At 35.0% G+C, this 14906-nt stretch carries 12 protein-coding genes; 1 reads left to right on the forward strand and 11 read right to left on the reverse strand.

Going from position 1 to position 14906, the window contains the following annotated elements:
• Positions 1-12: 12 nt before the first annotated feature.
• From AM499_RS21670 to AM499_RS10605, 9 genes are all read right to left on the reverse strand, one after another.
• The gene (locus tag AM499_RS21670) at positions 13-1401 is read right to left on the reverse strand and encodes a hypothetical protein (protein WP_053590177.1); all 1389 of its coding nucleotides are present in this window, start codon (positions 1399-1401) and stop codon (positions 13-15) included.
• 13 nt (positions 1402-1414) lie between these two features.
• Complete coding sequence (locus tag AM499_RS10570; protein ID WP_053590178.1) at positions 1415-2257, reverse strand: ABC transporter permease; 843 nt, start codon at positions 2255-2257, stop codon at positions 1415-1417.
• Positions 2258-3187, reverse strand: a complete 930-nt coding sequence (locus AM499_RS10575) for an ABC transporter ATP-binding protein (protein WP_053590179.1) — start codon at positions 3185-3187, stop codon at positions 2258-2260.
• Positions 3184-5589: a DUF7408 domain-containing protein gene (locus tag AM499_RS10580; RefSeq protein WP_053590180.1), complete on the reverse strand. Its 2406-nt coding sequence runs from the start codon at positions 5587-5589 to the stop codon at positions 3184-3186. Before AM499_RS10580 ends, AM499_RS10575 begins: the two co-directional genes overlap by 4 nt.
• 84 nt (positions 5590-5673) lie before the next feature.
• Positions 5674-6552, reverse strand: coding sequence for a transcriptional regulator CcpC (locus tag AM499_RS10585; protein ID WP_053590181.1), 879 nt, complete (start codon positions 6550-6552; stop codon positions 5674-5676).
• A 3-nt stretch (positions 6553-6555) separates the two neighbouring features.
• The gene (locus tag AM499_RS10590; protein ID WP_231687551.1) at positions 6556-8025 is read right to left on the reverse strand and encodes an MDR family MFS transporter; all 1470 of its coding nucleotides are present in this window, start codon (positions 8023-8025) and stop codon (positions 6556-6558) included.
• Between the two features lie 64 nt (positions 8026-8089).
• Complete coding sequence (gene cbpB, locus AM499_RS10595) at positions 8090-8542, reverse strand: cyclic-di-AMP-binding protein CbpB (protein WP_053590183.1); 453 nt, start codon at positions 8540-8542, stop codon at positions 8090-8092.
• Positions 8543-9155: 613 nt separating this feature from the next.
• Positions 9156-9923, reverse strand: coding sequence for a 2,4-dienoyl-CoA reductase (fadH, locus tag AM499_RS10600; protein WP_053590184.1), 768 nt, complete (start codon positions 9921-9923; stop codon positions 9156-9158).
• Positions 9924-10011: 88 nt separating this feature from the next.
• Entirely contained in the window at positions 10012-12069 is a 2058-nt protein-coding gene (locus AM499_RS10605) for a sensor domain-containing protein (protein WP_053590185.1), read from the reverse strand.
• A 204-nt stretch (positions 12070-12273) separates the two neighbouring features.
• On the opposite strand from AM499_RS10605, the gene AM499_RS10610 reads away from it, so the two are divergent.
• Positions 12274-12738 (forward strand): YkyB family protein, encoded by a 465-nt coding sequence (locus tag AM499_RS10610; RefSeq protein WP_082355233.1) that lies wholly within the window; start codon positions 12274-12276, stop codon positions 12736-12738.
• 179 nt (positions 12739-12917) lie between these two features.
• Here AM499_RS10610 and AM499_RS10615 read toward each other — a convergent pair whose 3' ends face one another.
• Together AM499_RS10615 and AM499_RS10620 are read right to left on the reverse strand one after the other, a co-directional pair.
• Positions 12918-13823 carry a chemotaxis protein gene (locus AM499_RS10615; protein ID WP_053590187.1) on the reverse strand — a complete coding sequence of 302 codons (906 nt, stop codon included), beginning with the start codon at positions 13821-13823 and terminating at the stop codon, positions 12918-12920.
• A 129-nt stretch (positions 13824-13952) separates the two neighbouring features.
• Complete coding sequence (locus AM499_RS10620; protein WP_082355234.1) at positions 13953-14822, reverse strand: NAD(P)-dependent oxidoreductase; 870 nt, start codon at positions 14820-14822, stop codon at positions 13953-13955.
• Between the last annotated feature and the right edge of the window lie 84 nt (positions 14823-14906).

Genomic DNA, 14906 nt, shown 5'->3' on the forward strand with positions numbered 1-14906 from the left:
AAGTATCCTCCATTAATCACTATTTTCAACTGTAGAGAAATAATCTTGAACAATTCGTTGTAAATCAGATGGTAGTTGCATTCTTTCCGAGCTTTTTAAGTAAGAGTCAGCGTATTCATTTACCACTTCTTCATATGGTTTAACGGATCCCCGAGTTACAGGTACCTCACCAGATTGTTCACTAGCTGCTTCCCCCTCACCAAGTTTTCCACTATCGACACTAGTTTCGCCATTTCCCCCAATTCTTGATGGGATAGAAAGGAGGTCTCTTCCTCCGGAACCTTTACCTGCACCAGACCCTTGACCTTGACCTTGGCCTTGTCCTTGACCTTGGCCCTGTCCTTGACCTTGGCCCTGTCCTTGGCCTTGGCCCTGTCCTTGGCCCTGTCCTTGGCCTTGGCCCTGTCCTTGGCCTTGACCCTTTTGTTCTGTTCCTTTATTTTCACTTGCACCTTTTTGTTCCTCGTTGCCATTCCCTGATTTTCCGGAAGTATTCGTGCTATTGTTATTTGAATTCGAGTTTCCTTGAGCTATTTCATTTGTGCTAAAGGGGAATGTCTTACCCATTTTACTTAAAGCTGTTTGGGAGGATGCCGCACTTTTTGCTAGAGTATTATTTACATCTTCCAAAGAGGCAAGCTCTTTTTGTTCTTCCGCTGATAGAGATGTTTCGGTTGTTTCCCCATTTTCCGAGAGCTCTTTCTTTTTCTCTAGCTTTTGTTCTTTCAAGGCCAATTCTTTTTGTTTTTTTACTACTTCGCGCAATGCTTCTTCCGCTGTATCTACTTCTTTCAATTTTTCCTTTAATTCCTTCAAATCTTTTTTCACAGACTTTACCATTTCTTTTTTCTCTAATTTTTCTACTTCTTTCTTCATTTCATTTACAACTTGATTTTCCTTTTCTATATCCTTCGCTTCTAGCTGTGTTGCAGAAGGAAATGCAAATAGGACTAATGCAAATGCAAGCGCTAGAACGAATCCTGTTATCCATTTAGGTTGAATATAAGTTTTTTTTCGTTTCTTAAATGTTTCTAAAGCTTCTTTACTATCACTTTCTGCTTTATTGACAAGCCCTGTAATAAGTTCGGTTTTCTGTTGAAGAAAGGATAAAGCAGTAATCAAAACATTGTCTGGGAAGAAAGAATCTAGCCTTTCTAATGCCTCCTGTTTTGTAGGTCTTTTCCAAAAAGCATATAAAAAAACTATTAGGAAAGTAAGGAATCCAATAATTATAGAAGAGCGTAAATAATACGGAAAGACAAATAAGCGAGAAACAAATAGAACAGACGAGGCACATGTAAATCCATAAAATAAGGCTGCTTGGAAATATCTCGTATAATGCTCTAATGAAAGGCTTCGTCTAGCTTTTTGAACTAGACGAATAAGCTTTTGTTGGCTCATCAAAGGGTCCTCCCTATTTTGATCGTTTCATATTTACACGTAATTTCTTCACTGCGATAAAAAGAGATAATATCGTGATTACCACATAAAAAATGGTATAACCCGCCCATATTGGGAACTCAATCTTTGTTGTTTCCGTAATAAAGCTATCCGATCCAGGTGAAATAAGTGTAAGCATTAACACTACAGGGTTAATACTTGCAAAAAAGTGACCGATAGGAGATGAAGTCAACGAACCGGTTGCCATACTATTCATTCCTGTAATGACAAGATAAATAAAACCAGTAACAGCCGTTAAAAAAATCATCGTTCCATACGTCGCAATCATCGCTACAATTGTTTTTCGAATAATTGTAGAGAACATGATTCCTATTCCACCTATTGTAATCATTGTAAGAAAATAAAATAAGAAAATAATTCCTAATTGACCTGGAGAAACTCCTCCAAAGAGAAATACTAAGCTATAAATTGGTAACCCTGCTAATACCATTAAGAGAAGAAATGCAATGGACGATGTTAGCTTCCCAAGTATAATTTGTAAGGATGTCTGTGAAGTTGTTAATAATATATTCAGCGTTTGTTTCTCTCGCTCTGTACTAATAGCACCTGCTGTCAGTCCTGGTGTTATAAATAGAATTAGCCCTAACTGGATATAAGTTAGCATTGAAAAAAGGAAGAAGCTTTCCTCCGGACGAAAGTATCCTGTTCCTGTAAAAGAAGTGGTAAGCATTATAAAACCAAATACAAAAATACACATCGCAATTAAGTAAAAAAGTATTCCCATAAAGCTTTTAAGAGAACGAAAGCGTAATTTAATCTCTTTTACTAACACTGGATTATATAAAGCCTGTTTCACTTATTTCACCCCTTTCGTGATTTCCATAAAGACATCCTCAAGATCTGTTTCGGTTTCTGAGAACGAAATAATACGTAAATTATTATCCAACGCTTTTTTCAACAAAGTAATTTGATCGTCCTCTGTACCTCTATAATGGAACGTTAAACTATTTTTCTCCAAATGCTGTTCTACTTTGAAAGCGAAAGGATCCTCTTCAAAAAAGGAAGCTGCATTGTCAAGTAAACCTTTTACTTTTACAGTAATCTGCCTTTCTCCAGCAAGTTGTGCCTGTATTTCAGCTACCGATCCGTGAGCAATCAGTTTTCCACCATCAATGACCCCAATTTCATCACACATTTCCGCTAGCTCTGGCAAAATATGCGAGGATATCAATATTGTCTTTCCCATCCCTTTTAGCTGTCTTAGTATATCTCGCATTTCTACGCGTGCACGTGGGTCTAACCCGGATGCCGGCTCATCCAAGATCAAAACTTTAGGGTCATGAATGAGTGCTCTTGCTAAACATAAACGTTGTTTCATCCCACGTGATAACAAATCCACATATTCATAGCGCTTATGTGATAAGTTAACTAGCTCAAGTAATTGTGGAATTAATGTTTTTCTATCATCGTCTGATAATCCGTAGCTAGCACCATAAAAATCTAAATATTCATTTGCTTTTAACTGATCATAAACTCCAAAAAAGTCAGGCATATATCCGATTTGCTTTCTTACTTCATGTGCTTCCGTCTTAACACTTTTCCCATTAACAAATGCATCCCCAGCAGTCGGTTGTAACAGCGTTGCCAAAATAGAAAAAGTAGTAGATTTACCTGCACCATTCGCACCAACAAACCCAAATACTGTACCTTCATCCAATGTAAGATTTAAGTCATTTAATGCATAAAAGGAGCCATATTTTTTCGTTAATCCTTTAATCTCAATCATTGCTTAACCTCCCCTTTTAAACGAACTTCTGGAAGTCTTGAATAGGTATCCCCTTGAATCGCTTTTTTGGTAAGTTTATAATGCACTTCGCCATTTTTATTAATATAACTTTGTATATTATCAGTTACTGTGTATCTACTTTCATCTATAGCTTCATAAGCTTGAGTGTCATTATTCCATATTTCTATATTTTGCGAATTTCGATCAGTATTAGCTATTTGGAGTTGTGTCCACAATACTTTATCTGTTGGGATAGTATCTGGTGCTTTCCAATAAACATTATATTCTCCATCTTGTAAGTGCCACTCTAAATTACTATTTTCAACCGGTTCCATATACTTACCATATTGCTCTGTGTTGACGTTCACAGTGAAAGTATTAGCTGGTAATACAAATTCTCCTGCGAAGATTGTTTCTGCTTTAAATGGTTGAATGATGAGATGTAGTGCGGACATTTCCACCTTTTTATCTTTTAATTCAATTGGTATTAAATTATCTTCTGAAAAAGCTGTTATTGCTGGACTGGTGCCTAGCTGGCTAAACATTTGGCTGGTAGAAAATAACGATTGCTTTCTTTGCTCTAATAAATTGTCATTATTCATAGAAGGCATACCAAAATTTCTATTAAAATATGGATTAGAAGTCGGAGTTAACATGACAGTACCTAATTCTTTGTTTACGTCCATTCTTTCTCCTGGTTGAAGATCTCCCAATGAAATTAGTTTACTTCCAGACCAAACCGACACTTCTTTAAGTGCAAAAGGAAAATTATTTTGTACAGTCCCTATTAATTTACTTGACTCTACTCGTAAATCTACTCCAAAATTACCTACTTCTTGTAATTGTGTATTTCCGAAAAAAGTAGAAACTGACCAATATCCTACATCGCGAAATGTCAGCTCACTATTTGTCGCATGTTTTTCTAAAATGACTTGTTCATGTACGTTTGGAGACTGCCCAGTAAATGCATTCATACTTCTTTGAGCAATCATAGTTGTTGTAGAAGGGGCAGAGAATGCAAATTCTCCACTCTTATTACTTAATAAAGATTCTGAATAATATCCATTCAAACTATTATCTTCATTAACATATAAAAAAGAAGATTGTTGGACTTGTGGACGAGCTATTCTATCTCTCGCACCATATCCAAATATGGCCGCTGAAGCAATAATCGCTGTAAGAGGAATTATTCCCCATGCATACTCTCTTTTATCTTTTCTTTTCAATAAAATATATAAAAGCGGTCCGACTAAAATCATGTAAACGACAACAATCCCAATCATTAACGGAGTTGAAACTTTAAAGGAGCTAAACAAGGAATTCGTACTACCTAATTCATAAACAAGTTGATCCTTACTGTTATATCCATACATACTAGAATTCTTCTTTACTTTTACAGACTGCATAACAGTAGTCAGTAAGTCGCTATAAGCTGGATCCTTTGCTAACGGTTCATCTCCAAGGGAAAATGTCGTTTGAATGATGGATCCACTACCTAAAGTTTTTTTTGCTGCAATGGTAGTTCCATCCAAATTTAATAATTCAATAGCACCTTCATTTAAAGAAGCCTCATAAACTTTTAAATCATTTGATAGTTTATTGTTTGCTGTTAATGCACTTACTTTGTCTGCAGACAAAGAGACTGTACTTGCTTGGAGATTCAAAGGCAAATTGCTTCCTAGCTTCCCAAGTTCAGTTGCTGTATTGTCTGATGCACCTACAATTACATTTCCACCAACACTTACATAGTCTACAATTGCTTGTTGTTGCTTTTCCTCTAAATCTGCTAGAACAAATTCATCAATGACAATATAGTCTGCCATTTCCCAAGCAGCTGCTTCTATTGGGAATGTAAAGTTACTTAATTGGGCAACATGTATTACTTCCCCACTTAATTGTGCCTGTTGCTTTATTTGACTAAGTACTTTTAGACGATCTGCACTATTTGTTAATGTAAGATAAAAATTACTTGCTGGATCTGTGAAGCTCGCTCTTAAATTTTTGGTTCCTTTAAATTCAATCGACTTACCTTTTTCCCATCCACCTTCAAAGAAATGTATCAATTGTGCATTAGACCCTTGATACATATAGTCCTCTGTTAATCCCGATGCTGCTATTTGAATTGTCTTTGTCTCCCCAGCACCAATCTCAAATGGAACTGCCTGCGCATTTCCTAGGTTATATGATTCAAGAATATCTAGAACTATATCCCCTGAAAATGCATCCCCTTTGTTCTCGACGGTAATGGTAATAGGCAATCCTTCCCCATACTTTGCTTTACCATTAAAGCCTGCTGTTGCTTTAACTTGTAAGTTAGGAGCCGCCAAGGCATCAATTGTCGGAAATAATGTTAAGTATATAAAAAGTGCTGATATAACCAACGCAAACTTTCGGATAAGCATACATTGTCCCCCTTTTTCTTTATATGTATTAGTACGTTAATTACAGACAGAGGTTCCTTCAGAAAAATGAAAAGGAAATTCTTCTCAACTATTGAAACTCTCCGCATGTTTGTATACAATCTCCACAAAAGCTTCTACTTGTGGAAGTTCAAAAGAGGCATCATAGCCGATTAGCCATGTATCTCGAGTCAATTCAAATTGTTCTTCTTGGTTTGTTAAAGGGATTTTATGTACATCTTCTTGTCCATTTAAAGTAATGGATGGAAGAATAGCATAACCTATCCCATTTACAGCCATTTGCTTACAAGTTTCAATTTGATCTACAATAATTTGTCTTTTCGGATTGGTAGAAAAGTGCTTTTGCCACCATAATTGTATTTCTTGATAATAATTTGAATCACTTTTAAATTGAATAAATGGTTTCTCTGTAGTTAAAACATCGTCTACGGATGTCATCTCTTTATCCACTAAATAAAGTGTATCTCGGAACAAATGTGTCTTCTTCCCTTTCCAATCAGATTGACCACGAACTATACCAATATGTGCTTCACCGTCATAGATTGACCTAACAATCTCCGAACTCCATCCTGTGAGTAGGGAAATTTTAGCTTCTGGGTATGTTTGAACAAAATCTTTTAAAACTTTCGGTAGCCAATTCTGTCCTACTATAGAGGCACAGGCTATTTTTAATGTTCCATGCACTTTAGAGGATAAGGACTGAATACTTTCCATTACTTCTTCTCTTTGTTGAATCGTGTTATTGGCAAACTCTATTACTAATTCACCTTCTGGTGTAGGAGTCAGACCTTTTTGAGAGCGTAAAAACAGTTTTGCATTCCAATCTTTTTCTATCGTTTGTAAACGTAAAGAAAGCGCCGGCTGTGACAAAAAAAGGCGCTCTGCAGCTTTACGCATATTTAATTCTTCAGCCAATACCTTAATAATTTGAAAATCAGAAGTCATAATTTATACCCCTTTCTTTTTTGGTATTCCAAATACCAGGATGAAACAAATAATCGCAATAATAAATGATGCTATAAATACAGCATGTAACGCATTATCTAGACCAGCTTGCAAAAAGGACAATTCCTCTACTGAAAAAACTTTTCTTTCTTCTGTATCTAGCAATTGATCTATAATACTCAAATCTTCAGTTGATCCGTTATGTTTTAAGTATTTACCTAATGTTACATTAACAATTGTACCTAAGAGCGCAGCACCTACCGTGTTGCCAAAGTTACGCATAAATAGATTGCTTGCTGTTGCAACACCTCTCAATTCTTGTCCAACAGCACCCTGTATAGTAACGATAAAAGAAGTGCTAGTTAGTCCCATACCTATACCTACTAAGAAACTGCAACAAGCAATTACAAAAGGGTTAAGAGTTGGATTAATAAAAATAAACGAAAAGGTACCAATCATTAAAAATAATGTACCTACAAATGACAGTTTAGAAGCTCCGTGTTTCGTTAATAATCGACCTGCTATGGTTGATGCTATTGGCCACCCAATTGAAACTGCTGTTAGTGTAAATCCAGCAACAATAGCCTTTTGTTCCATTACTCCAGTAACATACATCGGTATATAACTAGATAACCCAATTAATATAACCCCTGTGAAAAAAGAAATTAGATTGGCAAATAATATCGTTTTATTTCTCCATATAGAAAATGGCATAAAAGGATCACTTGCTCTTTTTTCCACTTTTATAAAGAAGTAAAGTCCGACAATAACTACTAGTATCAAGCTTAAACTAGTAAGTGATCTCCATGGGAACGATTGACCACCCTCTACTAGCCAAAATAATAAGGAAGAAAGGAGAGCAGTTAATAAGATAGCACCTTTATAATCCACAGTAGTATCTTTTTTTGGACTTGTTTCATGTAAAAACAAACCAATGCCTATCATTGCAATTAGACCTAAAGGTATATTCACCCAGAACACAAATTGCCAGCCAATTGTTTCAACCAATATACCGCCTATAGCAGGTCCGGACACAGCAGATATACCCCAAACGCTCGACAAGTAGCCTTGAATCTTTGCGCGTTCCTCTCCTTGATATACATCTCCAATAATAATAGTTGCAATTGGTTGAACAGCACCAGCACCTAAACCCTGAATTAGTCGGTATATAATAAGCTGTTCCATAGTTGTTGCGAATCCACATAACAATGATCCACTTAAAAATAAACTTACTCCAATAAAAAAGACTATTTTTCGTCCAAAAATATCAGCAAGCTTGCCATATATCAAAACAGTAATTGTACTCATTAATAAATAGGCCGAAAACACCCAACTATACCTAGAAAATCCACCTAAATCAGAAGTAATGCTCGGCATTGCAGTTGCTACAATAGTCGCTTCCACTGCTCCCATAAACATTGCTAACATTACGGATATCAGAACAAATGGCCGTTTGGTCACTTTAGAATTCATCATAAACCCCTCACTTCAAAAAAAAGAAGACCTTTATAAAAGGCCTTCACTAATCGTAAAACAATTATACTTCAGATTCTTGCGTTTGGTATAAATACTTTTTCATTTGCTTCAATATCACTCTTCTAGTTAAGATGCCCAAAAACGTACGCTCATCATCGACCACACAAACATATGGATTATTTACAAGTAAGTCTAACCCTTTTTGAAATTTTTCTTTTATATGAATGACCGGCAAATCTGTCTTCATTATATCGTCCACTTTTAAGGAAGGTAGTCTTTCGTATTCAATATGTTCTAACCCTAAAATTTCATCTGTAATTTGCTGCGTGCTTATTAATCCTTGTAGTCTGTATTTCACATCCAATACGGGGATTGAAGAGTATCCTGTTTTTGTTAAGACTAACAGCGCATGCTCTGCATTATTTCCTAATTGAACATGTGCTACTTTTTCTGCTGAAATAATATATCCCTCAATTGGAATTTGTAAAAAGTCTTTACTGCTCACCGTAATCATCGCCTTCTACTCCTTTGTTTGTTTTCATCATTTGAAAACATAACCTATAAAACTATGATAGCATATGCAAGGAATAAAAAACTATGAAATCGCTTTCAATCAATTATAATTTTTTCTTTTTCATTGTTACTCAAAAATAATGAGTTAGTCAGCTTGATAGAATATTTATTAGCAAATTAGAGCAGAGAAAACCGATGTGCGCCTGCCTCCGATACACATGAGCTTTCATAGGATGAGTCGCTCTCCTGCCGCCTGAAAAGGCGCACATCCTTAATACAACTTACATAAAAGAATCGTTTTCTTTCATATTTTTATGTATAAAAAAAGTAAAACACGGATGCCCGCTTGCCGCACGCTACGCATGAGCCTCCGCAGGATGAGTCGCTCCTTTGTCGCTCCCACATCCTTTTACGGGGTCTCATTCTTCGCTCTCCTGCGGCTTTAAGGCGCTCATCCTGGAAACACCCACTGTAATACAGTATAGTTTCCATAATTCCTTGTATTTAGTTATAAATGAGACAACAAATAGTTATTACGACGTGCTATATGCATAGAGCGGCATAGTGACGTGCTACCAGCGTGAATGCCTATAGTTTAGCTCGATAATTTGAAATTAAAATGGATGTTGATTTAACCATTGTCCGCCATCTAAAGTTACAATTTCTCCGTTCATATAAGAAGCCTTCTCTGACATAATGAACGCAGCAAGCTCCGCTATTTCTTCAGGCTGGCCTAGTCTTCGTAAAGGAACAGACTGAAGTGTTCTTTTCGCTGCCTCTTCAGATTCCCAAAGCTTACCCGCTCCCCCTGTACGTTCTATTGGACCTGGTGCAATTCCATTCACTCGAATCCCATACTTCGTGCCCCATTCAACAGCCAACGTACGAGTTAGAGACATTACACCGGCTTTTGCAGCAGCTGAATGAGCTACTCCAGCACCGGCACCCCAAGCATATGTCGCAAGCATATTTAATATTGAACCTTTTCTACCTTTTTCAATCCAATAGTTTCCTACTGCACTCGAACAATAGAAAGTTCCATTCAATACAATATCAATTACAGCTTTCCATCCATTTGGAGAAAGCTTCTCTGTTTCTACAATAAAATTTCCTGCAGCATTATTTACTAATCCATCAATTTGTCCATACGTATTATCTGTAAAAGATACCATTGCACCAACATGTTCCGGGTTACGGACATCCATCTGAAATATAGAAATCGTACTTCCGATAGATTCAATTTCTTCTTTTGCTTTTTCCAGTTTTTCTAAATCACGTCCAGTAATAACAACATTTGCTCCTTCTGAAACAAACTTCATTGCCATATACTTTCCCATACCATTTGATCCACCTGTAACAATTATCGTTTTACCATTCAACATAAAAAACACCCCTTTTTGGAATTGAATGAACATTCACTCATATTTTAACATAATAATATAGAAAAAGCGTAAATCTCTAAAAAGAAATTTACGCTTTTTCTATTTTCATATAGGACTCATTAATCGCTTCAATCGGTACTGGTCGACTAAAAAAATATCCTTGTGCTTTTTGACATTTTGCAGCTTTTAATATTTCTACTTGCTTGTCCTTTTCCACACCTTCTGCCACAACTTCCATGCCTAAGCTATGCGCTAACTGGATAATAGTATTAGCAATAGCTGCATTTTTATCATCAGTTTCCATGTCCTTAATAAAAGATTGATCTATCTTAATAATATCTATTGGATATTTTTTAAGGTAACTCAAGGATGAATAACCTGTACCAAAATCATCAATTGAAATGACAATACCAATCTCCTTCAATTCTTTTAACATTATTAACGTATCTTGTAAATGAGTCATGGCACTTTCAGTAATTTCTACTTCTAATGATGAAGGAGTAATTTGATATTTATTTATTTTTTCCCTAATTTTTATCGCAAAATTTTCTTGTTTGAACTGCTTTGGTGAAATGTTTACCGCAATTCGAACTGGACGGTATCCTTTTTCCTGCCAATATTTCAACTGTTTACAGGCTTCTTCTAATACCCAATCGCCAATTTGCATAATCATACCAGATTCCTCAGCAAGTGGAATAAATTGCATAGGTGACACGTATCCAAATTTTCTATTATTCCACCGTAGTAACGCTTCGAAAGAATTTATTTCCCCAGTGACTAAATTCACTTGAGGCTGAAAATGAATCGTAAGTTCATCTTTTTCAATAGCTCTTCTTAAATGTGATTCCATGAGAGCCTCATTTGGAAAAGATAAGTTCATTTGATCTTGGAAAAAGCGATAATGTGCTCTTCCTCTATCTTTTGCAACATATAATGCTTGATCAGCTTTGATAAGTAATTCGTCTAAATTTTTTCCATCAAACGGATACATAGATATACCAATTGATGCAGTAACAAAATACTCTTGATGATCTAAGTATATAGGTTTTGATAACTCAGCTAAAATAGTTTCTGCAAAAACACTTGTTTGGTCCCTAGTTTTCCCTTTTAAGATATAAACAAACTCATCGCCACTTTGTCTATATAAATTATTTTTTTTATCAATAAACAAACCAAGCCGATCAGCAATTTTCTTTAACAATTCATCCCCTGAATTATACCCCAGTGATTCATTTATCAACTTAAATCTATCTAAGTCTATACGAATAATTGAAATTTGACTTTCACTTTTTTCAGCTTGTTCTAAATTCTCTCGTAAATGCTCTTTTAATGCCCGCCGGTTCCATAAGCCTGTTAAATGATCATGGTATGCTAAATAAAATAATTGGTCCTTTTCATCTACTGCAGCTGTCATATCTCGTATAAAAAGATGAAAACCGTGTATTTCTCCTAGTATTTCGTTAGGAATAGCCTTTAAATATACAGTTATGTAATGACCTTTTTCATGCAGTATTAAACAGTTATGCATTTCAGTTGGGTAACCACTTAACGTTTGTTTCATCATTAATTGAAAATTCCTTAAAGAATTTTCTTCGATAAAATGCTCCACTGGTTTATTTTTTACAAATTCTGTTTCATATCCTAGTTCTTTTAATGCAATAGAATTTGAATACGTTATTGTTCCATTTTCATTGACAAAGAAAACAGAATCCAAATTATTACTTACTAAAGATAAATATTTTTCCTTCGCTTCTATTAAAGCCCTTTTTTCAACTTCTTCATTCGTTTTATTGTGCATAGTTAATCCAAATATTTTTTTCTTTTCATCGATTTGTTTTATGGAAATATCAAAAATGTATTCTACCTTTTCGAATACAATGGATTGTTGAAAGAACAGTTTTTCGTTTGTGTCCGAAACCAAATCAAAAAGACTTTGCATTTGTTTAGAAATAACCTCAGAAAGGAATTCATTTTTAGATTGTAATGTATGGGTAAAAAAACTTGCTCCAGAGTTATTTGTATATATGAGTGAGAAATTCTCACGCTCATCCACTCTTATTATGAAAGTAAATATTAAAGAATTTTCATTTATTATATCTACTATATAATTTTTTACAGCAAGTGCTATTTCTGCTGAATTATTCATTTAATCCTCCAATATATACATCAAAAATTTATATGCCCTCTGTATTTTAAAGTACTTTACTATATTTTATCGACCAATTTTTATTTATGTTTAATTTACCAATCGATATATTTCCATATGATATATTCATTGATTTTTGTATACAATTAAACTGGAAATTGGTATGATAAAAGTATCTATATGAATAAGCGGAGGAGGGATGTTATGACTAATACAACCGATGATAAACGTATCGCTACAGCTATTTATACTGTTAATCGACATGCTAAAACCGCAATTGACAACAAGCCGCTATACGAATTAAAGAAGTTAGCACTCCATAAAATGTTAACCGAAAACAAGGCAAAAAAAATTGGACTACACTTTGTTCGAAACCCTAGATTCAGTCAGCAACAATCCTCAGTATTAATACAATGTGCAGACTATTATTTTCATGTAATTCCAGTAAAAGAGGATTTTAAGAACTTGCCACACCTCGGCCATCTAGATGAAACCTATAGAAATCCAATACGTAAAATGAATTTACGGTTAGCAAAACAATTACTAACGGAATATATAGGACCTCAGTCTATAAAAGACATAAAAAAAACCTCTAATCGAATTCCTTTATATCCTAACAAATATGCAAATACTTTTAAGAAACCATCAAAATCTTATTTAGATCAATAATAATGAAATCTTGCAATTATACATAATAAGCTAGCATGGTAAACATGCTAGCTTTTTTGTGGCAATAGGTATTTATTTATTGTTGTATTTAATTTAAGGAATTATTATACTTACAAAATGGATGTAAGCTGCAGCACCTGATGGAAAGCAATTAGATACGTATAATTTACTTATCCTTTTTATAATATAAATTGATCTATTTTTAGAACTAATTCTGCTATTTCCGGTTTACTAATTTGATCTTCAGCACCTACTTGGTCCCCTTTATGGCGGAGATCATCGGTAATTAAACTAGAGAATATTAAAACAGGAAGCTTACCTAAATTACTGTTTTCTTTAATTTTTCTTGTTAAGGTATGTCCATCCATTTGGGGCATTTCTATATCCGTGACAACTAATTGAACATGCTCCGATACATCTGGTGATACTTTTTCCAAGCTTTCTAAATAAGAAAGCGTGTCTATTCCATTTTCAAAAAATTCAATGTTTACGTAACCTGCTTCACTTAATGTGTCATTCAATAACTTTCTTAGAAGCGGTGAATCTTCTGCAACTACAATTTTCTTATTAGAACGTTCACGATTTCCAAGTTTTTTTACTGATTCCACATTAATTCCTGATTCTGGATTAATATCTACGATGATTCGTTCAAAATCAAGCAATAGAATCATTTCCTCATTTCGCTTAATTACCCCAATCACATGAGAAGCGCTACCTTGATATATATCCGAAGGTTTTTCTATTTGGTTCCAAGATATACGATGAATCTGAGTCACATTATCGACATGAAAAACAACTCTTTGCTTGTTAAACTCCGCCACTATATATTTTTCCTGTTCATTTTTAGATCCTACAGGCAATGCTAGAACCTTTGCCATACTTACAACTGGAAGAACCTCTCCTCGTAATTGCACAATGCCTTCCACATGTGGGTGGGCATGAGGTATATAAGTAACTTGGATTGGCTGAATAATTTCCTTAACTTTAATAACGTTTATACCAAATTTATTTGAACCAACTTGAAACTCAACGATTTCTAATTCATTCGTTCCACTTTCAAGTAAAATACCTTTTAGCTCATTCATATGACTCGTCCCTTCATCTACAAATCTTTAAATAGATTGTACCATAGAGTAGTTAATAGTTCCTATACCATTTGTATTATTTTAATTCTCTATATGAAGAAGAAGTTTGGCCTTATTAAAAATTTGATATCAAACGTACGCTTTTATTAATGTATGAGTACCATTATTTTCATAGCCTTGCTCTACTAGTTCTTCATACATAGACTTCGCAAGTTGCAATCCAGGAAGCTGTAGATTCATTTTTTCTGCTTCATCTAAGGCAATCCTCATATCTTTAACAAAATGTTTAATATAGAATCCAGGTTCAAAATTCTCCGCAATCATTCTAGGCGCTAGATTGCTCAATGACCACGATCCTGCTGCTCCCGTTGAAATGGAACGTAAAACTTCTTCTAAATCCAAACCAGCTTTTTTACCATAAGCGAGTGCTTCACAAACCCCAATCATGCCTGTAGCGATTGTAATTTGATTGCACATTTTTGTATGCTGACCAGCACCAGAAGGGCCTTGGTATATTACTGTTTCCCCAAATAAGCTTAAAACAGGTAGTACTTTTTCGAACGTAGCTCTTTCTCCACCGCACATAATAGAAAGCTTACCCAATTGCGCTCCTACATCTCCTCCAGAAACTGGAGCATCTAATGAGTGCATTCCTTTTTCTTTCGCCTCTTTTTCTATTTTTTGTGCTAGTGTTGGTGTTGAAGTTGTCATATCGATCATAATAAGTCCCTTGTTATCTGCTCTTAATATCCCTTGTTCACCTAAGTATACTTCCTCTACATCATATGGGTATCCAACCATTGTAAAAACAATTTGTGAAGTGCTAGCTATTTCCCTTGGAGTACTTGCCCAAGTTGATCCTAACTCAATCAGTTCTTCTGCTTTTTCTCTTGTTCTCGTATAAATATTCACTTCATGACCAGCCTTTAATAAATGCTTTACTAGACTTTTCCCCATTACACCTGTTCCAATAAAACCAATTTTCAGTTTATTATCCACTTTGATTCCCCCAGAAATATTTTATAAGTATAGTGTACCAAAAAAAGAGGACCATCCAAATAATTTGGATGGTCCTTAAAAAGG

The organism is Bacillus sp. FJAT-22090, from assembly GCF_001278755.1.
Classification (GTDB): Bacteria; Bacillota; Bacilli; order Bacillales_A; family Planococcaceae; genus Psychrobacillus.